The organism is Spirosoma agri, assembly GCF_010747415.1.
Lineage (GTDB): Bacteria > Bacteroidota > Bacteroidia > Cytophagales > Spirosomataceae > Spirosoma > Spirosoma agri.
In genome coordinates, this window is record NZ_JAAGNZ010000001.1 from 1,910,126 (window position 1) to 1,932,868 (window position 22,743).

The following is a 22,743-nucleotide window of genomic DNA, read 5'->3' on the forward strand; positions in this document are numbered from 1 at the left end:
GAGGTATCTCCCGACTTGTGCTGATTTTAGTAAACGTAGTGCCGAATTCACCAAGTCAGACATATCCGTTTCAACAGGCTGATTGCACGTTACGTTGCTCACGCGCATTACTTGATGTTCTTCCGGCGATTCCGCTGGAAATCTTCAAACATCATGTTGCCGAGACCCTGCAACCCGCTGTAATAGGCCCGCCCGTTGTTGACCTTCGTAAACTCCTGTACGAATTGCTTCAGGTAGGGATCGGAGGCAATCATAAACGTGGTGATCGGAATCTCCAGCCGACGGCATTGTGCCGCCAGGGTCAACGTCTTGCTAACGACTTTACGGTCGAGACCGAACGAGTTTTTGTAATACTTGATCCCTTCTTTCAGGCAGGTTGGCTTACCATCGGTGATCATGAAAATCTGCTTGTTCTTGTTCTTCCGCCGACGTAGCAGGTCCATGGATAATTCCAGCCCGGCTACCGTATTGGTGTGGTACGGACCGACTTCCAGATAGGGCAATTCTTTCGCCTGAATCTGCCATGCATCATTCCCAAAAACAACAATGTCGAGCGTGTCTTTCGGGTATTTTAATTTGATCAATTCGACCAGTGCGAGCGCCACTTTCTTAGCGGGCGTAATCCGGTCTTCGCCGTACAGGATCATCGAGTGGCTAATATCAATCATCAGCACCGTTGAGGTCTGCGATTTCTGCTCTTTTTCCGTTACCTCCAGGTCGCGCTCCATCAGCCGAAACTCATCGACACCACTGTTAATCTGGGCGTTCTTGATGGATTCCGTCATGGAAATTTGCTCTAGCGTATCGCCAAACTGGTAGGTACGGAGGTCGCTGCTTAGTTCGTCGCCCGTGCCGGTATACGGTGTGTTGTGGTTGCCACCCGATTTAGACCGTTTGAGTTTACCAAAAATCTCTTCGAGGGCAGCCCGGCGGATCGTTTGTTCGCTTTTCGGCGTCATCACGATTTTGCCTTCTTCATTGTCTTCGGTCAGGTAGCCTTTTTCCTTCAGCTCATCGAAGAAGTTGCCGATGCCGTATTTGTCGTCGGTCAGACCGTACTGCCGGTCGAGCTGGCTCATCCACGACATGGCCTGCTCCACGTCGCCGGAAGTGAGCAGCAGGAGCTGCTGAAATATATTGAGCAGTTGGTCAAATTTGCTGCCTTCCTTCTGTTCGGGTGGTACGTAATCGGAAAATTGAAAGCCTTTCATCAGTCAGTTGTTTTCGGTCTATGCCGGGACGCAATTCTTTGTGGCCCTGTTTATGTGTAGAAGAGGTAGTCGCCTGTCCGAAGAACAGTACGTTTTGCAGATTTGTTCGCTTGGCTGGTTTCGAAGGGTTCATACGCCGTATCTCCAAGATACGGCGTATGAACCCTTCGAAACCAGCCGATAATTCGCCTTTACTTTTTTACGATCGGCAGGCGCACCTGCGACGGGTATTTGGTCGAATGAAATACCTGATTGTGAGCTACTACGCCTTTCACCTCGTCATAATTCGTGCCGCCCGTGTTCATATTGCGGTCAAAACGCGGGAAGTTGCTGCTCGATATTTCGATCCGTATCCGATGACCCGGTGCAAAATAATTACTCGTTGCCATCGGACTCAGATTGAGCTTGTAGACGTTTCCTTTCGCCATCCAGACTTCTTTATCAAAACCGTCGCGGTAACGGGCGCGCAGAATGGTCTCGTCCAGATTATAGGCTTTGCCATCGGGATATACATCGATCAGCTTGACCGTGAAGTCCGTGTCTTTAGCATCCGATGCCGTGTAGAGTGTGGTCTCGATCGACCCAGACAATTCAACGCCTTCGGCAAAGGGTTCGGTTGTATACACCAGAATATCCTGCCGCGTTTCCATCTGGTGCTGATCGAACGAACCACCCTGAATCGCCGTGCCCGTGCAGCAGACATTGCCCCCGTAGGACGGAACCGGATAGGCCGGATCATACGCGAAAGCATCCGGCTTCTCGTCTTTTTCAACGGGTTTGGACGTGAGTTTGCCATCCCCGTATAGGCTATTGGCGTGACCACCGCTGGACAGGTAATAGGTAGTCATTTCGGCATTGGCGGGTGGCCACGTTTCCGAGGTCTGCCACTTATTAACACCCATCGTGTAGTATCTGACGCGTGGCGTAGTTTTCAGCACATTGTTAGCCTCACCTTTAAGCCAGTGATCGAACCAGCCGTAGATAAGTGCGTCATAATCCAGCCGGGCATCGCCCACACTACGCTCACCAACAATGGTGTTCTCGGTAGCCCGTTTATAGGCACAGTGCAGGGTAGGCGCAATCACGAGGAACTGATTGTCGCGCACGTTCGGGTCGGTAGCGTTTTTACGGACATGGTTGAACAGGGCCAGATTCGGGCCGTTTGAAACGTCGTACCAGGATACAAACCAGTAGCTGGGAACGCCAAACGGCATATTGTCGTGGTAAAGACCACCTTTGTACCAGTCAGGGTCATTGGGTTTGCGGACAATCATCTTCTCATAGATGCCTTTCTGTCCATTCGCGTTTTTGATGATATCCTGAACGGGTAAGTGTTTCAACCCCTGTGCCCAATCGACTTTCGGCATCTCGGGAGCCAGGTCGTAAAAGCGCGATACCCGTGTCAGGTCTTCGCTGCTGGCCGTTTTGGGAAAGTTCGGGCGGGCGAATGCATCCGTCTGGGTGCCGTATAGCCAGGTGGTAAACAACATCTGCTGCGCCCCGCCCCGATACCAGTTACCCTGCTCCATAAACGGACCGACCCGGCCCACGCCAGCCCCAAAACCCATCGGCACCATGGCCGCGTGGGAGGGGTGATCCAGCGCAGCTACGGCCATCTGCCATTCGGCGGTAGACGAGCAGCCGTAGGTGCCAATTTTTCCATTCGACCAGGGCTGTTTGGCCATCCACGAAAAAGCATCGTACCCATCGGTCGTTGGTGGGCCCAGAATGTCCCAGTCGCCCTCTGAAAAGAACTTACCCCGTTCATTCTGGACTACGTAGGCATACCCGCGTTTTACGGCGTCGAGCGCGGCCTGATAGGCGTTCGGTTTTTGTTCGCCATCGCCCCAGCCGTTAAAATTATAGGGTGTTTTAGAGAAAATGATCGGGACCGGTTTATCCGTCTTGGGCCGGTAGATGTCCGTTGCCAGCCGAACGCCATCCCGCATGGGCATCATAACTTTTTGCTCGATAACGGCAATTTCCTGTAGTTTTTTCAGGATATCTTCCTGAGCCTGGGCATACTGACTGACGCACAAGACGAGGACAAAAGCCAGTCTTGACAATAAAGAAATGTGCTTCATTGATGTTCGTGTATTGGGTTGGAAGGCAAGGTAGTGAAGTAACGCATTTTGGCCCGTAAAACAAAGGAGAGCCACTTGTATAAAATGACTCTCCTTTGTTTTATGATCTTCGATGAAACACTACAATTGCGCCAGCAGATACAGCACCGCCATTCGGACGGCAACCCCGTTTTCGACCTGATCCAGAATGATCGAGTGCGACGAATCAGCGGCATCGGACGTAAGTTCAACACCCCGGTTGATAGGACCGGGATGCATCAGCACAATAGGTCGGTCGAGGTCGTCAAGCATCTGTTTGGAGATACCGAAATAGAGCGAATACTCGCGCAGTGATGGGAAATATTTGATCTGCTGCCGCTCCAGCTGAATGCGCAGTACGTTGGCCACATCGCACCAGTCCAGAGCCGCCCGAACGTCGTGACTAACTTTAACGCCCAGCGCGTCGATGTATTTCGGAATGAGCGTTTTAGGCCCACAAACCATCACGTCAGCGCCCTGTTTCTGCAAACAAAAAATATTGGAAAGGGCCACGCGCGAGTGCGTGATGTCGCCGATGATGGCAATGCGCTTACCCGCTACGTCGCCAAGTTTCTCGCGGATTGAGAACGAGTCGAGCAGGGCCTGTGTGGGGTGTTCGTGTGTGCCGTCGCCTGCATTGACGACATTAGCGTTGATATGTTTGGTGAGGTAATGGGGAGCGCCGGGGCTGCTGTGCCGCATGACGACCATATCGACCTTCATGGCCAGAATATTATTGACCGTATCCAGCAGCGTTTCGCCTTTTTTGACCGAACTGCCCGACGCCGAGAAGTTAACCACATCGGCTGATAACCGTTTTTCGGCCAGCTCGAAGGAGAGTCGGGTTCGGGTCGAATTCTCGAAAAAAACGTTGGCAATGGTCACATCACGCAGCGACGGTACTTTCTTGATGGGGCGGTTGATGACTTCTTTAAACTGTCTGGCCGTTTCCAGAATGAGCTGAATATCAGATTCGGTCAGGTCTTTTATGCCCACCAAATGGCGGACGCTGAGAGATTGGGCCATGGACGAAGTAGAACTATAAATTGGGCAAAGATAGCGTTCCTTCCCACGCAATGGGCAAAGACAAACCGGCTTTTTTCACTCCCCGCCAAATGGAAACAGCGCAGATGCTACATGCGACGCCTTCATCAACTGGCCGAGTTCGTTCGCTTTGCCGGGGTATTTTGCCGCCAGGTTCTGGGTTTCAGCCGGATCGTTCGACAGGTTATAGAGTTCAACGGTCCCATTCGGTTCTTTGCTAACCTGTAGACGAACCGCTTTCCAGTTGCCCTGCCGAATAGCCTGTCGGCCGCCCCCTTCGTGAAACTCCCAATAGAGGTACTCGTGCTTTTTCTGCGACCCCTTGCCCGTCAGCGATGGTACGATCGATAGTCCATCGAGATGAGCGGGTGTTGGCGTACCGGCCAGTTCAGCAAAGGTGGGTAGCAAGTCCCAGAATGCACCGATGTAATCGCTTTTGGTGCCGGGTTTGATACCATCCGGCCAACGGGCCAGCAAAGGTACACGGATTCCACCTTCGTACAGATCGCGTTTAACGCCACGAAAGCCACCGCTACTGTTGAAAAATGCTGGGTCGGCCCCACCTTCCGTGTGTGGCCCGTTGTCGCTGGAGAAGATGACGAGCGTATTCCGATCTAGACCATTTGCTTTTAATGTGGCCAGCACTTGCCCCACGTACATATCGAGCCGGGTTACCATGGCGGCAAAGGTTGCCCTTGAATACGCCTGCGAAGTATAACCCCCCGTTTTTGCATCGGGTCCGTAGTCGGCTCCTTTGAATGGTTTTTCGGCAAATTTGCCCTTGTAGTGAGCGAAAATACTGTCGTCGGGAACTACCAGTTCGGCGTGGGGTAACGTGTAGGGGAGAAACAGGAAGAACGGTTGCTTGTTGGCCTGCCCGGCCAGAAAATTGAGCGCCTGTTTTTGAATGAGGTCGGGGGCGTAGTCGTTCGTTTGCTGAAGGTTCTGGTTGGCCGTCAGCACGATTTTTCGTTCATCAGCCCAGAGATGATTCGGGTAAGCACGATGGGCCAGCGCCTGACAATTGTAGCCGTAAAAGCGGTCGAAACCTTGGTTTATTGGGTCGCCCGACGAACCGACCGGGCCCAGCCCCCATTTGCCGAAAGCCGCCGTTTTGTATCCGGCTTTTTGCAGAAGTTCGGCCACCGTAGTCACCGAGTCGGCAAGGGGTTGTTGCCCTTCGGGTTGCACTTCTTTGTTGCCCCGGATGTACGTATGGCCCGTATGCTGCCCCGTCAGCAGCGAAGAGCGCGAGGGTGCACAAACCGACGTACCCGCGTAGAATTGCGTAAACCGAATGCCCTCTGCCGCAAGTCGGTCGATGTTAGGCGTTTTAATCAGCTTCTGCCCGTAAACCCCCACATCGCCGTAACCCAGATCGTCGGCCAGAATAAAAATGATATTGGGACGAAGCGGTTTTCTGCTTTGCGCTTTTAGGCAAGTGCATAAGGAGAGGACGCTGAGAATAGCGAAGAAAAATCTGGCCATGCTGGTGAAGTAGGGCGGGTGGAAACCCGCAGTTGTATCAGTGCGTAAACGTTGTCAATGTTTATAGGGCCAATGAGCGCAGCTACCAAAAAGCCGCAGTTGCATGCGTCTATAAAAGCGGGTTTCTACCCGCTCTACTGCACGGTAGTGAAATTCATCTTGGGTTGCTGCGTGGCGTTTTCGAGAAGCTTGATCTCTAAACGGAGAATGGCTTCTTCGGCTTTGGCGTCAATTTTGTCGGGGTCGTCGGTGGGCTTGTGGTAGTCGGGGTGGCCGCCGGTATGGAAAAACAGAACCGGAATCTGTTTGGCATAAAAAGCCGCATTGTCCGATCCGCCGTTGCCCGGTCGATCGGTGAAAAATTTGATCGGGCTCTCGACACCCTTAAAGACAGTTGGCCAGGCATCGCTCGTTCCGTATCCACCAATGCCCACGCCCCGCTCGGGATTATACCGACCAATCATATCCATGCAGATCATGCAGTTCATTTTCGCCAAAGGCAGCGTCGGATTGTTCAGGAAATAGCGGGAGCCCTGCAAGCCCAATTCCTCCGCCCCGAAGGCCATAAATAAAAAATTATACGGCTCTTTCACGCCATTGCCAGAGAAGTACCGGGCTGTTTCCAGCAGTCCGGCTACGCCCGACGCATTGTCGTCGGCGCCATTATGAATTTTGCCTTCGGGCTGTGTTTCCAGCGAACTGCCCTGCCGTCCCAGGCCCAAATGGTCGTAGTGCGCACCGATGACGATGGTATAGGGAGCGCCGTTATCCAGAAAACCGATCACATTGGTTGCTTTACGCAAGCTGTCAGGAACGACGATTCGCCTGATCTTAGCCGTGAACGGTTGGTAGTAACCATCGGTTCCCAGCGGTGTCAGGCCCAGCTTTTTGAAGTTGCGGGCGATGTAGGCAGCCGCTTTCGCGTTTTCAGGACTGCCGGTTCCCCGACCCTGCATATGATCCGAAGCGAGTTTTTCGATGTGTCGGCTGATGCGTTTCGCCGATGGTTCCTGTCCGAAGGTAGGGGCCGTCGCCAATAGTAACAGACAGAGTAGAAGTGATTTCATGAATACGTTCGTTGCCGAAAATAGATTTGTGTACAATCGAGGTTGCTGGCTGAACGGTGTCATGCGCCACATCTCAACGGTTTGGCGCATGACACCGTTCAGCCAGCAATTCATATAGTCAGGACTAATCCCCTGGGAGTTAGTCATTTGTACGTACAGACTTACTCCACAACTACACAGCTGTAGGCGGGAATCGTAATCGTGTCACCAATCAGCAAACTACCCTGTGCCGTTGCGAACACAATGCGTCGGCACCACTCTTCGGTGGGGGACAAAACAACGTCGATTGGTTTGCCGGTAAGGTTATGAACAACCAGGACGCGCTGATCATTCGTTGACTCCTGCCGTATGAATGCCAGAATCCCTTTCTGGCGAATGCCCACCTGTACCAGCCGGCTCAGGTTGTTGTTCAGAATTGAATGACTATTTCGAAACTGGATCAGGCGTTTGTAATGGTTGAGAAGCGATTCCGGATCCGCTTCCTGTTGCGCGACGGGCCGAACTGTCTGGCTGGTTGAGTAGGTGCCTCTGCGCCACCGCGTGCGCTGGGTGTCTTTCGCGCGGATATCCCACAGGAAAGGCTCCCGAATTGATTCATCGGGTTTCATGCCCAGCATCCCAATTTCCTCCCCGTAATACACGTAGGGTAAACCCGGCAGCGTCAACAGGAGGTTTGCCGCTACGTTTAGCCGGGCCATCGTCTGTTGATCCGATTTGCCCTTCACTAAACTACCGATTCGGTTCTGATCGTGGTTCGACAGGAGCAGCGCATCGATGAAGTTTGGGTTGACCCGACTGAAGGTTGCATGGACATACGACAGGTACTCGATCAGATCTTCCGTATCGTTTTCTTTCCGGACAATTTCTGTCAGCATCAGCTGAAGGTCGAAATTGAAGTTGGCTTTCAAGCCCCGAAAGTAAGGCGCGATCCGGTCGGGACGCGTCCAGACCTCGCCAACTGTATAAGCGCCGGACGGGCCGTCGCCACGGGTGGCAGCTTCGACGACCTGGCCGAATTGGGTCCAGAACTCGTGATTTTTGGGTTCTTCGGACTCGCGGTACAGATGACGGGCCGCATCGAGCCGAAAGCCATCGACGCCAACCTCGTTAAGCCAATAGCGGGCAATCGCAAATACCGCATCCCGAACCGGCTGGTGATCAAAGTTCAGGTCGGGCATCCCACTCCAGAACATGGCGTAATACTGCTCGGTGTAGCGGGCTCCACGAACCGAATGCCAGGGACTGCGTTCGCCCGAGTCGGCAGTAATGTCGCGGGTGGCTAGCTTACGGCGTTTGATTTCGTCGGGCTTGAGCCATTTATAGTAGTGCCAGTACGGATTGTCGGGTCCTTTGGCGGCTTCCTGAAACCAGGGGTGACGGACGCTGGTGTGGTGAATAACCAGATCGATGATCACGGCAATGCCCCGCTGGTGGGCTTCCGAAATCAGCCGCCTGAAATCGTCCATCGTCCCGTAGTCCGGATCAATACCGTAATAGTCGGTAACGTCGTATTTGTGGTAGGTCGGTGAGGGGCTGATGGGCATGAGCCAGATGGCCGATATGCCGAGGCCTTTCAGGTAGTCGAGGTTGTTGGTTACGCCGTTGAGATCACCGATGCCATCGCCGTTGGAGTCGGCAAACGAGCGAACGAAGATTTCGTAATGGACGCCCGACCAGCCGATTTGACCATGATTATCAGATGAGCCATTACCGGCATGGCGGGTAGTTACCGTTGACGACGTTGAGCGTTCAGGTTGCATTCAGAGAAAACGAAGATAAATCAATGGAAACGAAGAAACGAGTTGCCGGTTGCTGGGTTTACGACTGGTGTAAGCTGCGCGGGTATTCCGGCACTACCCGTTCAGACGGACAGACTGTATAATAAGGACCAGCTAGGCTTCAAACGCTTTTAGCGCCTGATACACCCGATGCGTCGGCAGGCCCATGACGGTATAAAAGGAACCGTCGAGCCGCTCGATACCAACCAGGCCAACAAAGTCCTGCGCCCCGTACGAACCCGCCTTGTCGAACGGTTTACATACCCGAATGTAATAGGAAATTTCGGCATCGGTGAGTGTCGAAAACCGAACGACGGTTTCATCCGTAAAGGACTGTAGACTATACGGTACTGAATCGTCTGTTGGTGTCAGGATGGCAACGCCGGTTCGGACCCGGTGCGTCTGCCCGGATAAGGCTCGTAACATCCGGTGGGCATCCGCTTCGTCCTGGGGTTTGTTCAGGATCTGATTATCCAGGATTACGACCGTATCGGCGCAAAGAACGATGCGGTTGCCTAAATCGGGCACGAATTGTGCTGCTTTCTGCCGGGCAAGGTACTCGGCCACCTCGTTGGCGGGCATCGTTTCGGGAAATGATTCATCGGTGGGGCGGGTTTCAACCGTGAACTGGAACCCTGCATCGGCCATGAGTTGTTTCCGGCGGGGTGATCCCGAAGCCAGCACCAGTGGGTAGCGTAACGTTAGCATGTAAGAAAAAGAAAGCGAACCGGGCAGCCGGTGTTCGTATGAAAATGCGCTTGACGAAGTTGTGCGTTCGTAGGTGTACGTTGTTCGATTAAAGATAACTGGCGAATTTCGTATTATATTCGTAATAGTACCAGTATAGTGCCTAATTGCTGACTGCCATCACCCAACTGATTCTTTAGTAAATCACACATCCTTGTTGATCCGAACCGCTACCCCGTCTGATGCGCCCTTGCTCACTGAGCTAGCCGCCAAAACAATGCGCGAAGCCTTTGGCCCACCCCATAACCCCGCCCCACTCGTTGAGGAATACATCGACACATCGATCACACAACCGATACTGGAAGCGGAGCTGGCCGATCCAAAGTCGGTATTTTTCGTGCTCGAACTGGCTGATAAAACGCCTATAGGCTACGCAAAACTTCGCCGGACCAAACCGCTCAGACAACTGTCTCCGGCCTTTCGGAAGGCGGGTAAAGCCATTGAAATTCAGCGAATTTATCTGTTGCAGAACCAGGTAGGGCAGGGGCAGGGTCGCCTGCTGATGGAGCACTGCCTGGCCTGGGCGCGCGAAGCGGGTTACGAGGCTGTCTGGCTGGGCGTCTGGGAGCGCAACGAACGGGCTATTGCGTTCTACCAGAAACTGGGCTTCGAACGGATTGGCTTTCATTATTTCCAGTTTGGTGCCGAGCGACAGCGGGATTTTTGGCTGCAAAAACAGTTATAAGTCCGTATATCGTTATCCGATGGGTGGGTAGCTACGGCAGCGAACGAGATTATCGAAAAATACTAAAAATAAGTTGCGCATCGCCTAAACGAAAGGTGACGTTAGCACTCTAAACAAAAACAGATACAGTGAACCGCTCTGCCAGGAATCGATTCGTATGCATGCTATGCCACTTGCTGGTATGGTGTGTCGTACTATCGGGGACGGGAGCGCACGGACAGGACGATTCGACGCGGTACGTATCGAAAAAGACGAACGACTCACTGGCTACCAAGATTGCCAACATACTAGCTGACAGCGCCCTGATGCAGCGCGATAGTGTGTTTTATAATCGGATGAAAACAAAAATGTACAAGCACCGCCTGACGCGTCAGTTGTACGACCTTGTCTTTCAGGATGTTTATAATAGTCAGGCTAAAACGGGTGAAGTCAGTCAGCTGGAAATAAATCCGTTCAAACCCTTCGAAGGCCGCATCATCGGCGACATTTATATTCGTCGGCTTGGGGTGTTTGGACAGTCGGTTTATGATACGCTACGGCGGCCCGGTAACTGGATCGAGCGGACGGGAAATCGAATTCATACGAATACACGCGCGAATATTATCCGCCGTTCGTACCTGCTTTTTAAAGAAGGCGATGAACTGAACCCGACTGTATTACGCGATAACGAGCGATTATTGCGGACCACCTCCATCTTTCACGACGCCCGTATCCTGGTATTGCCCCGTGCGGGAAGCCGCCAGTTTGTCGATGTGGTCGTGATCACGCAGGATGTCTGGTCACTGCTGCCGACGGGTGGCGTTGGGTCATTGAATCAGTTCAGTGTCGGGTTCGAGCAAAATAATTTTCGGGGACTAGGGCATCAGTTTTACGCGGAGGTAGCCTATTCGGGCAATGATCCGCGTCAGAAAGTTGAGTACAAAGGACGGTATACGGTTCCTTTCATCGGCAAGACGTTTCTGACGGCGCAGGCTGAGTTCTTCTACCTGCGGGATTTGAAGCAGTTAGTCTTTCGGATCTATCGCCCGTTTCTGACCCCGGATACCAAATATGCCGGGTCCATCGAAGTGAACCATACGCAGGTGAACAACCGGGTCGTTGCCCGTAACGATAGTATTTTGTCCGTCCCGTTGAGTTATAATTACTCGGATATCTGGATTGGCCGCTCGTTCCGAATCTTCTACAGTGCGAATGATGCTGAGGGAAAAGGTCGCTCACGGCTCATCATTGCCTTGCGTAACACCAACTACGATTATTTCAGACGGCCAACCGTTACGGCTGACACCAACCAGCTTTATCAGGATAGCCGAACAACCCTGTTTAGCATTGGGTACTCCCGGCGTAAATACGTACGTGACGTACTCATCTACGGGTTTGGCCGTACGGAGGACGTGCCTGTTGGTGAAGCTCTGTCGATTGTTGCCGGCTATGATAACGCCGAGCTAGGGCCTCGGAAATATGGGGGAATCAATTTTTCGCAGGGAAAATACCTCAATAAGTCGGGCTATCTCTATGCGCTGGCCAGCGTAGGCGGGTACATCCGTAATCAGCAAATAGAACAGGGCGTACTATCGCTCGAAGCAAATTATTTCAGTCCACTGATGCGATCGAAATGGGGCTATATGCGGCACTTTTTCAATACCCGCTACACGGCTGGTATTGACCGGTTCGATAATGAATACGTTACGTTGAGCAGCAGCAGCGGCAGTGGTATCAATACGGATGGGATCGGGATCAACAACGATGCGCTGCGGGGCACGAACCGCTGGCTGATCAATTACGAAAATATCCTGTTCTCCAAACTGAACCTGGTTGGCTTTCGGGTCGCTTTTATTACGTTCGCCAACTTAGGGCTGGTTAGTTTTCCGGATCGACCACTACTGAAAGGACCCATCTATCAGGGCTACGGCATCGGGTTTCGACTCCGCAATGAAAACCTGACGTTCAATAGTTTCCAGATCCGATTGGCCTATTATCCCAATATCCCCAATAACAGCTATCCATTCCGATATGCGTTTGAAGGTATTCCGGTTTTACGCTTTAGGGATTTCGATTTAGCCGCTCCTCAGCTTATCCCTTATCGATAGGGAACAAATATAATGGTATATAATGTTGCTACATTAAATGTTATTGCATTATATTTGCACCATGTCAATAGAAACCGACATTAAGCAGACGGCACCCTTTAAGAATCCTTATCACCGGGTAATGGTCAATCTGATGTACACCAGTAATTGGGTAGCTGATACCCAGATGCGCGTGTTAAAACCATTCGGGCTGACCCTGCAACAGTACAATGTCCTGCGAATTCTGCGTGGCCAATATCCGCATCCGGTGAAAGTGAGTGATATCACGGAACGGATGCTTGACAAAATGTCGAATGCATCGCGGCTGGTGGACAAGCTGGTTGCCAAGAAGTTCGTGCTGCGGACCGAATGCCCCAGCGACCGTCGGGCGGTCGACGTTGTGATTACCGATAAGGGACTTTCCTTACTGAAACGCCTGGATGTTCATCAGGGTGATCTGGAAGAAAGTCAACGTGCCAAACTGACGGAGGATGAGGCTGTTTATCTTAGCCAATTGCTCGACAAGCTGCGGAACTGAACAGTATTACCATTTAAATCAATAACATAACTAATTACAGTACACAAAAATGAAAACGCGTCAATTTCTTGCTGGTCTCGTTGCAGTTGCCGTAATGGCCGGTACCTCGGCTTTTGTTGGTCCAAAAAAAGTAGCTACATATAAAGTAGATACACAGAAAAGTGTTCTGAACTGGAACGGTAAAAAAGTAACCGGCGAACACTCCGGTAACGTTAAATTGTCGGATGGTTCGCTAGTCGTAGACGGTGGTAAACTGACGGGCGGTACGTTCAATTTCGATATGAACAGCATCGTTTGTACGGACCTGACCGATGCTGGCTATAATGCTAAATTCATCGGCCACATAAAGTCGGAAGATTTTTTCAACACGGCGAAATTTCCAACGTCGACGTTCAAAATCACGAAAGTAACGCCAAAAGGTGGTGATGCGTACGACATCACCGGTAACATGACCATCAAAGGCATTACCAACGCTGTAACGTTCCCGGCTACGGTAAAAACGACGGGTAACACCATCGAAGCCAGCGGCAAAGCAACGCTTGACCGTACGAAATATGATATTCGTTACGGATCGAAATCGTTCTTCGAAAACATCGGTGACAAAGCTATCTATGATGATTTCACGGTAGAAATGAAAGTTGCTGCTACGAAATAAGCGCCTTTTCGTACCACCCTTACTTGCTCCCTGATGCCTACCGGCATTGGGGAGTTTTGTGTCTGGTCGGCTGTAATGTAACTACCTAATCTCCCACAGCCGCACAACGGACACAGAGAACGGGAGTCTAATTCCTTTGTGTTCGTTGTGCGGCTGTGGGAAACTACGCTGTGGTACTATCAACCGAATGTCGGGAAGTCATCCAGAAACCGGACTTCGGATGTAGTATGGTCGATTCCGCAGCAGTAGTGCAGTAAACCATTGGTAACGACCAGATAAGGTGCTCGGTGAACATGATTATACCGGGCAATTTGGTCGAATGTCGATTGGGTCAGGGTAATATGCGGAGCTTTGCACTCAACGACGAGAAAAGGCATTCCCTGCCGGTCAAAAGCGACGACATCGGTGCGTTTCTGGGTCTTATTCAAGACAACCCCGCCTTCTGAACGGACCAGCGCTTTGGGGTATCCATAGTGCGTTAGAAGCAGGTTGACGATGTGCTGTCGTACCCATTCTTCGGGCGACAGACGGACGTACTTCCGGCGCAACGAGTCGAAAATGTAGGGTTTCCCATCGACTTGTTTAGTTTTGCAATCAAAGTTGGGCAGGTTCAGCGTAACCATACCACTAAAGTAATGCGTGAATGACTGAAATCGTGACTGATGGTCTATTTTATGATCAGTTTTTCGGTTCACTCGTTCGCTCAACCACAATTCGTACCGGCGATCCGGTCGTTCACCAGGCATGAAAACAAAAGAAGAGATCGTACAGAATTGGTTACCGCGTTACACGGGTACACCGATTGAGCAATTTGGGGAGTATATCCTGCTGACCAACTTTATCAATTACGTTGACCTGTTCGCGGCCAAGTTTAATGTCGAAATATTCGGGATGGGCCGGGCCATGCAAACGGCCACGGCCAACAATATTACAATCATTAATTTCGGGATGGGTAGTCCAATGGCGGCTACCGTTATGGACCTGCTGCTGGCCGTTGAGCCAAAGGCGGTGCTATTTTTAGGGAAATGCGGTGGGCTGAAAAAAACGCAGATCGGCGATCTGATTTTACCCATTGCCGCCATTCGTGGTGATGGAACCAGCAATGATTACATGCGCCCCGAGATTCCGGCGCTGCCGTCGTTCCGGTTGCAGCGGGCCGTTTCCTCGACCATCAAACGATACGAAATGGATTACTGGACCGGTACGGTTTACACGACTAACCGGCGCATCTGGGAGCACGATGAGGTGTTTAAAGACTACCTGCGTGAAATCCGGACAATGGCGATCGACATGGAAACCGCAACAATCTTTACCGTTGGGTTCGTGAATTCAATCCCGCACGGCGCATTGCTGCTCGTGTCCGACAATCCACTTGTGCCGGAAGGGGTCAAAACGGAAGAAAGCGACAAACGCGTAACCGGGCAGTTCGTGAACCGACATCTGGAGATCGGCATCGACGCCCTACTCGAACTCGAATCATCCGGCGACTCGGTAAAACACCTGAAATTTGAATAGCGATCGACCGAGAAACCGGTTCATCACTAGTTGAAAGAAACAGTTGTCTCCTGACCAGACGGCATTGGCTGCTGGTCAGGAGACAAACTCTCGTTAGTTACATACGTCACTGATGGCTTTATAGGCCGGGGTGTAGCCAAGCTCACCTGCTTTCGAGAGATCGAGGCAGCCGCCGTTTTCATCGCCGAGACTATGTCGGATAAGACCCCGCACATAAAACGCTTCGCTGTACCGGGGATTCAATTTAATGGCATTGTTGCAATCGGTGATGGCTCCCCGCTGGTCGCCCTGGGCTGATTTGATCAGTCCCCGCGTAAAATAAGCTTCTGCATACGTCGGGTTTAATTCGATCGATTTGTTCAGATCGATGATCGCCCCTTTTTGATCACCCTGTTTATTTTTGCTGACGCCCCGGCTGAAATACGCTTCCGACCGCTCCGGCGAGAGCACACCAATGCGATTACGTTCCTCTACTTTGTTGCGAAGATTATCGAGAATGGGGTGGGTAATACGACCAACGTAAACGACTTTCGTATCGTTGTTTGTATTGTTCATCTCGATCGCCTGGGAAAAATCCAGTGCTGCCCCTTTCTGGTCGCCCAGTTTGCCACGGCAAAAGCCCCGTCCGTAATAAGCTTTGTAATTATCGTTCTTGAGCGCGATAGAGCGGTCATAATCGGCTAAAGCTCCTTTGTAGTCCTCCAGTTTTCCTTTGGCATAGGCCCGGTAAAAATGGGCTTCACTATCTTCCGGACTCAGTTCGATGGCTTTGTTGAGGTCGGCAATGGCCCCAGTGAAATCATTCAGCTCCGTCTTTGAGATACCCCGTCCGGCAAACGCCTGCGATCGCTTCGGCGTTAGTTCGATCACCTTCGTGAAGTCGGGCAGGCTCCCCGAAAAATCGTCCAGCTTTTGCTTGGTAATGCCACGGGCGTAGTAGACCAGCACATTCGCCGGATCGAGTTCGATGGCTTTCGAGAAATCGGCCAATGCGCCCCGGTATTGCTCAATTTTGTTACGGCTGATCCCCCGGTTGTAGTAGGCTTGCGGTTCGTCAGGATTCAGTTCGATGGAGCGGCTGAAGTCGAGCAGGGCAGCCCGGTGATCGTCTTGTTTGCTTTTGCTGACACCCCGGCTCAGGTAAGCCATGGCATCTTTGGGGTTGATTTCAATGGCCCGGTCGTAGTCGAGAATGGCCCCCCGGTGGTCTTTGAGATTGGCTTTGACCAAGCCCCGGTTGTAGTAGCTTGGCGCATTTTCGGGGTTCATGGTGATGGCCATACTAAAGGCCTGAAGGGCGCCGGTAAAATCGTTGGATTTACTTTTGCCGATTCCACTCTCGAAAAAATCGACGGCCGTTTGCTGGGCCAATGTCAGGAAAGGTACACAGAGACAGAATAAGGCAACTAGCGGCAGAAGAGGTCGCTTCATAAGGATAAGTACAAGAAAAAGTATGACCGGTGAGTCGATAAATGATTCAAACCCTAAAATTATACGTTAGACGCCGATTGGCAAGGCATTACGTGTGTTAAATTTCTGTAAGTCAGCCTATTGGAATACTAGAGTTTTTTGGCAATCAAAAAATCACTGTCAGAATAACCGCCGTGCAACGGTAGAAATTAAGCATTAGTGACATTTTGTCTTATAGGAAATTGAGCAATCAGTCAAAAATGGACAAAAAGTCAGTATTTGATTTGTTTCTTACATTGGTACGCTGTTTGACTAAAGAAGACTGTGTTCGATCATGAACCTTTCTAACAACAAAAAAACATGGCAACTTTAGTTCGATATAACCGCATTCCAACGTTCGCTAATCCTTTTTACGGTCGTCCTGTTATCGATCGCTACCACAACACAAACCTGAATGTTCCGGCTGTGAACGTGAAGGAAGTTGATAACGCCTTCCAGCTTGAACTGGCTGCTCCTGGCTTGAAAAAAGAAGATCTGAAAATCAACGTAGAAAACAATACGCTGACGATTGCATACAAACCAGAAGAAAAAGCGGACGAAACAACGCCCAAATTCACCCGGCATGAGTTCAGCTTCAACGCTTTTGAACGGAGCTTCCGTTTGCCCAAAACAGTAAACGCCAACGACATCAAGGCTGCCTATGTCGATGGTATCCTGACGGTTGACTTACCAAAAATTGAGGTAAAAGAAGAAAAATTAGTGAAAGAAATCGCCATCGGTTAACCGGACGGGCGAACGATACATGAAACGGGGGAGCTGGTAGCTGATTTGGCTGCTGGCTCCCCCGTTTTGGTTAATCAGTCAGAAGCCGCATAAGCGATTCTAGTTTGTGGGCATCTAATTGGCCGTTTGTTCGAACCCCACTGCAAACATCAAGGCCGAACGGTCCCACGGTGTCTATAGCCCGGCGAACATTGTCGGTACTGAGTCCACCGGCCAGGAAGACCGGAACGGACGATTGCTCAACGATCTGACGGCTAACGGCCCAGTTATGCACCCGCCCGGTGCCACCCAGTTCCTTAACGGCCAGATTGGGGTTACCCGAATCAAGCAGTAACGCATCGACCCCGTTCTGAACAGCCTGCATTGCTTCGTCGCAGTTTCGCTCGTCAATGACGTGAATTACCTGCACAAGCTTGATAGCGGGTAAGGCGCTGCGTAGTTGAGCGTACGTCTCGGGCCGAACGGCGTCGACCAGCTGAATGGTATTCGCGCCTACGCGCTGCTGATGAGCCACGATGGCTACCGCACTGGTTTCGCTGGTAAGCATGAACGTCGCCACGGGTGGGGGCGTAGACCGAACAATCTGAGCCGCCAGCCCGTCTGCCACAACTCCAGGACCACTGGGCATCTGGCCAACCAGCCCCAGGGCATCGGCACCAAGCCGAATGGCTAGTTGCGCTTCATCGAGGCTGCTGATGCAACAAATTTTAATCCGGGTTCTGAGGGGTAAGTGCATTCGCTGCGGTATTTTACGAGTTGATTGGTGAATGGATGGACAAAAATCGAATTTAATCGGTTAATTCAGTAATCAGCCTACTAAAACATGGTTACCGACAGTACCAAAGTTGACACCTACGCTTCCCTACGTATTCCTGATTTCCGCTATTTTGTGATGAATAGTTTCCTGATGACGGTGACGTTGCTCATTCAGGAAGTTATTCTGGGCTACGAACTCTACAAAATCACGCATGATCCGCTGGCGTTAGGGCTGGTTGGATTAGCGGAAGCCCTGCCCTTCATTGCCATATCGCTCTTTGGCGGTCATCTGGCCGACCGACGGGACAAGAAACGCATCTTGCAGTGGAGTTCGCTGGTCATTTTTCTAGGGTCAGTGATCCTGTACTTCGTTTTTCAGCCGACTGTCGTGGCTACGTTGTCGCAGACGGCCCGCTTGGCGACGATTTACGGTGTGCTGATGCTCATCGGTACAGCGAAGGGTTTTTATTCGCCCGCCAGTTCATCGATGAAACCCTTTCTAGTGCCGCGTGAACTCTATGCGAACTCGGCCACCTGGAGTAGTTCGTTCTGGCAGGCTGGTGCCATTGTGGGGCCGGGCGTGGCCGGATTTCTCTATAACTGGGTTGGGTTTGATAATACGTTGCTGGTAATCATTGGTTTGTTCGGATTTTGCTTCATACTAATTGCCTTCATCAATCCTAAGCCTGTTCCGGCAACCGTTGGACCGGCACAAAGTCTGCGCGAAAGTCTCAAAGAAGGATTCCGATTTGTTTTCAAAACTCAGATTGTCCTGTATGCGATTTCGCTCGATCTGTTCTCGGTTCTTTTCGGGGGTGTAGTCGCTATTCTGCCTGTCTTTGCCGAAGATATTTTAAGGGTCGGTGCGCAGGGACTTGGCTTTCTTCGGGCGGCTCCATCGGTCGGGGCCCTGCTCACGATGGCTTACATGACGAAACACCCGCCCACCCACAATGCGTGGCGTAATATGCTGCTGGCCGTAGCGGGTTTCGGGGTCACGACAATTATCTTCTCGCTGTCGACGAATTTTTACCTGTCGCTCCTGATGTTGGCGTTGACGGGGGCTTTTGATAGTGTCAGTGTGATCATCCGGCAGACAATTCTACAGATTTTCCCGCCTGACCACATGCGGGGGCGTGTAGCCGCCGTTAATGGTATCTTCGTGAGTTCGTCGAATGAAATTGGCGCATTCGAGTCGGGCTTGCTGGCCCGACTGCTGGGTACGGTGCCTTCCGTAGCGTTGGGCGGTGTCGTTACGCTGGTTGTCGTATCTTACGTGTACTCGAAATCGAAGGAGTTATTTGCCGTGCGACTGAGCTGACGGCTCCCGGATAAGTCTACAAAACTACTCGCCCGACTGCGTCTGGTTAACAGGCAATCGGGCGAGTATTGATAATGAAAACGATATTATTGAGGAGTGGAAGCATGATTGCTTAAAAAAGCATTCACATCAATCTGTTCGTTGAGCAGAACACGAGCATTGAAAATCTCCCAGAAAAGTTCATCAGAGAGATCATGATCACGTTCTAGCTGGATCATGTCGCGGATGCTTGCCTTGAGTTGTCCGGTTTGGGGTTGCACCTGAGAAGCGCTGGGTTGGTAGTTTTCCATGACCTTTGTTTGTAAGCGTGCGAGATTTTAAACACCCTCGATTTTATATTGTTTCTAAACGTGGCGGAAGTGAACAAGGGTCGGTTAGAATAATCATATTGGTTCCAGTTGGTACAAGCCGTTAACCAACTTCTATCTTGTCATCATGCAACAAAATAAATTTCAATGAATTTAGAAATACCTGATTATCAAGCTTTATTATGAAAAAAACTTTCCTGTTATCTATGGCTCTGCTCTCCGGGGCCACGCTGATTGCCCTTAAACCCCTCACGAAGCCGAAGCCCGTTAAACTTGTAAAAGTCTGGGAAACCGATACGACGCTGCGGACTCCCGAATCTGTTCTTTACGACGGGAACAACACATTGTACGTGGCTAATATTGACGGAAAATCGGACTCACTCGATGGCAGTGGATTTATCTCTAAAGTGTCGCTCGATGGTAAGGTAGAAAATCTCCACTGGACTGGCGGACTGAACGCGCCCAAAGGTATGGGCTTATTCAAAAAACGGCTTTACGTAACGGACATTTACCGGCTGGTGGCGATCAATATCGAGAATGGGCAGGCGGAAAAAACCTGGGATGCCGTTGGCAAGGGTGCTTTTCTGAATGACGTAACGGTTGACAAGGAGGGCACTGTCTACGTATCCGATAGCCGCGCCGACAAACTGTATCGCCTGAAAGACGACAAGTGGGAAGTGCTGATGGAGGGCGACCAATTGAACAAGCCCAATGGTGTGCTGGCGGTTGGCAAAGACAAATTAATGCTTGGCAGCACAAAAATGGGTGCGTTGCGAACGCTGGACCTGAACACGAAAACGATGACGACCGTTGCCGATGGCATGGCCAATACAGATGGCATTGTACCCGAAGGCAAGGGTAACTATTTCGTGTCGGACTGGAACGGGCAGGTCTTTCACATCAGTGCCGATGGGACGAAGCAGCCGCTCCTGGATACCCGCGCCGATAAAATCAATGCCGCAGATATTGAGTATGTAGCAAAAAAGAAGCTACTGATCGTACCGACATTTTTCAAAAATAAGCTCGTTGCGTATCACGTCGAATAGGCCCACATCGTGTTGCGTATCGAAGGTACGGAAACTGGGTTGAGCATAATTGAAAAGGATCGGGTTGAGGGCATATTCTGCTTTTAACCCGATCCTTTTTTATGAGAACGACTCAATAGGTTAAGCCAGCAACGCGTCAATAGCGGCCTGTGCCCGATCGGCACCGAATCCGGCCAGTGCCTTTGCCATGTGATCAACAATGAGATTATTACCCAGATTCCCGATGCTGCCTTCGTGGGTGTGATGCAGCGTACGGGGCGGATTGTACGTGTGCTCGGCAATTTCCTTCCCAACCGTTTGATACGCTTCGCGGAAAGGTACACCACTCAGAACCAGTTCGTTGACGCGTTCCACACTGAATAGCAAATCGTACTTCGGGTCATCGAGCAGATTCGTTTTCACCTGAATGTGTTCCAACATGAAGTCGGCAATGTCGAGGCAGTCCAGCAGTTCATCGAAGGCGGGCATCAGAATTTCTTTCAGCAGCTGCATATCGCGGTGATAGCCCGACGGCAGATTGCTCATCACGAGCGTTACTTCCATCGGCAGTGCTTTCAGTCGGTTCGTTTTAGCCCGCAGTAGCTCCGCAACGTCCGGATTTTTCTTGTGCGGCATAATACTGCTGCCCGTTGTGAGTGCATCCGGAAGCGTCAGAAACCCAAAGTTCTGGCTGTTGTAGAGGCAAATATCCATCGCCATCCGGGAGATCGTAGCCGCAATGGCCGCCAGAGCAGTGAGTGCCGTCTGTTCTGTTTTTCCCCGGCTCATCTGGGCGTACACAACGTTGACATGCATTCCCTCAAAACCCAGCAAGTCAGTCGTGAGCGTTCGGTCGAGCGGAAAGGACGACCCGTAACCGGCCCCTGATCCGAGTGGGTTACGATTGGCGAGCCGGTAGGCTGTCTGTAAGGTTAGCATATCGTCGGACAGGGCTTCGGCGTAGGCACCAAACCACAGTCCGAACGACGAGGGCATGGCGATCTGTAAGTGCGTGTAACCCGGCACTAAATCGTTCTTGTGCTGTTCCGATCGATCGATGAGCCGGTTAAAAACGCGTTGCGTAGCCTGAGCAACCTGCCAGAGTCGGTCGCGCGTGAATAATTTGAGATCGACTAATACTTGGTCGTTGCGTGATCGACCCGAGTGAATCTTCTTGCCGACATTACCCAACGTTCGGGTGAGTAACAGCTCGACCTGGGAATGCACATCTTCAACGCCTTCTTCAATGACGAAATCACCGGCTTCGATGTCTTTGTAGATCGCTTTCAGTTCGTCCGTTAACAGGTTCAATTCCTGCTCAGTAAGCAGGCCAATGGTCTCAAGCATCTGAGCGTGAGCGAGGTTACCCAGCACGTCGAACGGGGCAAGGTATATATCCATTTCTCGGTCGCGCCCGACCGTGAAGCGTTCAATCTGTTCGGCGGTTGTGACGCCTTCTTTTTGCCAGAGTTTCAAATTCTTAACGAGCGAAAGAGTGAATGAGCGATTGGAAAACAGCCTAATGGTACTGGCTGAGTTGCCCGTTCGCCCATTGAATAGGGGCAAAGTTCGTAAAGAAAATTGGTTGACGCATCGGTACGCCCGTAGGCTACTCTTGATTTATCGAAAAAGGGTTGCTCTACAGACGCAAAGGCCAGCCGAATAAACTAGTGATGTAGACCGATGCTGGTTGGCAGGCCGTCCAGACTGGTCAGGTTATTGTCCTGAACATACTCCCGAAGCCCATCGGCTCCTTTCTTCTCCGCCCACTCGAAATGAATGTCGCGTTCGCCCGCATACTCGTACAGGGGAACGCCAAAGCCACAGGAGGTTTGTACCAGGTCGATGTTCGCGACGATGAGCTGCCGGGTACTCGGAACAATCGTAAAATGGGGGGCGTACTGCTCCCATTCAGCCGTATCGGGCAAAACCGTAAACCCTTTTCCGTATAGTCTCAGAATGGTTGGCGCGCCTTCGAATGAGCAGAACATGATCGTTATCCGTCCATTTTCGAGCGTGTGGGCCGATGTTTCGTTGCCGCTGCTGATCACGTCCATGTAGGCCACCTGGCTATCGGACAGGACCCGAAAGGAGTCAAGCCCTTTGGGCGACAGATTGATCCGACCGTCGGCGCTCAATGGGGCCGAGCTAACAAAGTAGATATGCTGTTTTTCGATAAACTCCCGGTGTGCGGGCTTGATCGATTCGTGAAATTTACCCATGTTATGTATGGTGATTAATGCG

General features: G+C 51.4%; 21 protein-coding genes. 8 read left to right on the forward strand and 13 right to left on the reverse strand.

What is annotated here, in order from left to right:
- Positions 1–107: 107 nt before the first annotated feature.
- The 7 genes from GK091_RS07805 to GK091_RS07835 all read right to left on the reverse strand — a co-directional run bounded on the left by GK091_RS07805 (position 108) and on the right by GK091_RS07835 (position 9,398).
- Complete coding sequence (locus GK091_RS07805; protein ID WP_164036021.1) at positions 108–1,211, reverse strand: vWA domain-containing protein; 1,104 nt, start codon at positions 1,209–1,211, stop codon at positions 108–110.
- A gap of 191 nt (positions 1,212–1,402) precedes the next feature.
- A complete protein-coding gene (locus GK091_RS07810; protein ID WP_164036023.1) occupies positions 1,403–3,295 on the reverse strand; it encodes a CocE/NonD family hydrolase in 1,893 nt (630 codons plus the stop codon).
- Between the two features lie 120 nt (positions 3,296–3,415).
- Positions 3,416–4,339 carry an aspartate carbamoyltransferase catalytic subunit gene (locus tag GK091_RS07815; protein ID WP_164036025.1) on the reverse strand — a complete coding sequence of 308 codons (924 nt, stop codon included), beginning with the start codon at positions 4,337–4,339 and terminating at the stop codon, positions 3,416–3,418.
- 75 nt (positions 4,340–4,414) lie between these two features.
- On the reverse strand, positions 4,415–5,845 hold the full coding sequence (locus GK091_RS07820) for an arylsulfatase (protein ID WP_164036027.1): 1,431 nt from the start codon (positions 5,843–5,845) through the stop codon (positions 4,415–4,417).
- A 134-nt stretch (positions 5,846–5,979) separates the two neighbouring features.
- Positions 5,980–6,912, reverse strand: coding sequence for a M20/M25/M40 family metallo-hydrolase (locus tag GK091_RS07825; RefSeq protein ID WP_164036029.1), 933 nt, complete (start codon positions 6,910–6,912; stop codon positions 5,980–5,982).
- 161 nt (positions 6,913–7,073) lie between these two features.
- Positions 7,074–8,672 (reverse strand): alpha-amylase family glycosyl hydrolase, encoded by a 1,599-nt coding sequence (locus GK091_RS07830; protein ID WP_164036031.1) that lies wholly within the window; start codon positions 8,670–8,672, stop codon positions 7,074–7,076.
- A gap of 132 nt (positions 8,673–8,804) precedes the next feature.
- The gene (locus GK091_RS07835) at positions 8,805–9,398 is read right to left on the reverse strand and encodes a Maf family protein (protein WP_164036032.1); all 594 of its coding nucleotides are present in this window, start codon (positions 9,396–9,398) and stop codon (positions 8,805–8,807) included.
- 193 nt (positions 9,399–9,591) lie between these two features.
- On the opposite strand from GK091_RS07835, the gene GK091_RS07840 reads away from it, so the two are divergent.
- The 4 genes from GK091_RS07840 to GK091_RS07855 all read left to right on the forward strand — a co-directional run bounded on the left by GK091_RS07840 (position 9,592) and on the right by GK091_RS07855 (position 13,381).
- Positions 9,592–10,122 (forward strand): GNAT family N-acetyltransferase, encoded by a 531-nt coding sequence (locus tag GK091_RS07840; protein ID WP_164036034.1) that lies wholly within the window; start codon positions 9,592–9,594, stop codon positions 10,120–10,122.
- Between the two features lie 128 nt (positions 10,123–10,250).
- On the forward strand, positions 10,251–12,209 hold the full coding sequence (locus GK091_RS07845) for a BamA/TamA family outer membrane protein (RefSeq protein ID WP_164036036.1): 1,959 nt from the start codon (positions 10,251–10,253) through the stop codon (positions 12,207–12,209).
- Between the two features lie 61 nt (positions 12,210–12,270).
- Positions 12,271–12,726 carry a MarR family winged helix-turn-helix transcriptional regulator gene (locus tag GK091_RS07850; RefSeq protein ID WP_164036038.1) on the forward strand — a complete coding sequence of 152 codons (456 nt, stop codon included), beginning with the start codon at positions 12,271–12,273 and terminating at the stop codon, positions 12,724–12,726.
- Between the two features lie 49 nt (positions 12,727–12,775).
- Complete coding sequence (locus GK091_RS07855) at positions 12,776–13,381, forward strand: YceI family protein (protein WP_164036040.1); 606 nt, start codon at positions 12,776–12,778, stop codon at positions 13,379–13,381.
- 179 nt (positions 13,382–13,560) lie between these two features.
- Here GK091_RS07855 and GK091_RS07860 read toward each other — a convergent pair whose 3' ends face one another.
- The gene (locus GK091_RS07860) at positions 13,561–14,004 is read right to left on the reverse strand and encodes a type I restriction enzyme HsdR N-terminal domain-containing protein (RefSeq protein ID WP_164040641.1); all 444 of its coding nucleotides are present in this window, start codon (positions 14,002–14,004) and stop codon (positions 13,561–13,563) included.
- Positions 14,005–14,125: 121 nt separating this feature from the next.
- Here GK091_RS07860 and GK091_RS07865 point away from each other — a divergent pair, with 121 nt between their 5' ends.
- Positions 14,126–14,896, forward strand: coding sequence for an AMP nucleosidase (locus GK091_RS07865; protein WP_164036042.1), 771 nt, complete (start codon positions 14,126–14,128; stop codon positions 14,894–14,896).
- A gap of 93 nt (positions 14,897–14,989) precedes the next feature.
- Here the strand turns inward: GK091_RS07865 and GK091_RS07870 are convergent, their stop codons facing one another.
- Positions 14,990–16,327 carry a tetratricopeptide repeat protein gene (locus GK091_RS07870; protein WP_164036045.1) on the reverse strand — a complete coding sequence of 446 codons (1,338 nt, stop codon included), beginning with the start codon at positions 16,325–16,327 and terminating at the stop codon, positions 14,990–14,992.
- A 339-nt stretch (positions 16,328–16,666) separates the two neighbouring features.
- Between GK091_RS07870 and GK091_RS07875 the strand changes: the two genes are divergently transcribed.
- The gene (locus GK091_RS07875) at positions 16,667–17,089 is read left to right on the forward strand and encodes an Hsp20/alpha crystallin family protein (RefSeq protein ID WP_164036047.1); all 423 of its coding nucleotides are present in this window, start codon (positions 16,667–16,669) and stop codon (positions 17,087–17,089) included.
- Positions 17,090–17,159: 70 nt separating this feature from the next.
- Here GK091_RS07875 and GK091_RS07880 read toward each other — a convergent pair whose 3' ends face one another.
- Positions 17,160–17,825: a phosphoribosylanthranilate isomerase gene (locus GK091_RS07880; RefSeq protein WP_164036050.1), complete on the reverse strand. Its 666-nt coding sequence runs from the start codon at positions 17,823–17,825 to the stop codon at positions 17,160–17,162.
- Positions 17,826–17,912: 87 nt separating this feature from the next.
- Between GK091_RS07880 and GK091_RS07885 the strand changes: the two genes are divergently transcribed.
- On the forward strand, positions 17,913–19,166 hold the full coding sequence (locus GK091_RS07885; protein WP_164036053.1) for an MFS transporter: 1,254 nt from the start codon (positions 17,913–17,915) through the stop codon (positions 19,164–19,166).
- An 86-nt stretch (positions 19,167–19,252) separates the two neighbouring features.
- On the opposite strand, the gene GK091_RS07890 is transcribed toward GK091_RS07885, so the two are convergent.
- On the reverse strand, positions 19,253–19,456 hold the full coding sequence (locus GK091_RS07890) for a hypothetical protein (RefSeq protein ID WP_164036054.1): 204 nt from the start codon (positions 19,454–19,456) through the stop codon (positions 19,253–19,255).
- Positions 19,457–19,656: 200 nt separating this feature from the next.
- Between GK091_RS07890 and GK091_RS07895 the strand changes: the two genes are divergently transcribed.
- The gene (locus tag GK091_RS07895) at positions 19,657–20,520 is read left to right on the forward strand and encodes an SMP-30/gluconolactonase/LRE family protein (RefSeq protein WP_164036056.1); all 864 of its coding nucleotides are present in this window, start codon (positions 19,657–19,659) and stop codon (positions 20,518–20,520) included.
- A gap of 120 nt (positions 20,521–20,640) precedes the next feature.
- On the opposite strand, the gene argH is transcribed toward GK091_RS07895, so the two are convergent.
- Positions 20,641–21,975 carry an argininosuccinate lyase gene (gene argH / locus GK091_RS07900; protein ID WP_164040644.1) on the reverse strand — a complete coding sequence of 445 codons (1,335 nt, stop codon included), beginning with the start codon at positions 21,973–21,975 and terminating at the stop codon, positions 20,641–20,643.
- Between the two features lie 191 nt (positions 21,976–22,166).
- Positions 22,167–22,721: a pyridoxamine 5'-phosphate oxidase family protein gene (locus tag GK091_RS07905; protein WP_164036058.1), complete on the reverse strand. Its 555-nt coding sequence runs from the start codon at positions 22,719–22,721 to the stop codon at positions 22,167–22,169.
- Positions 22,722–22,743: the final 22 nt, after the last annotated feature.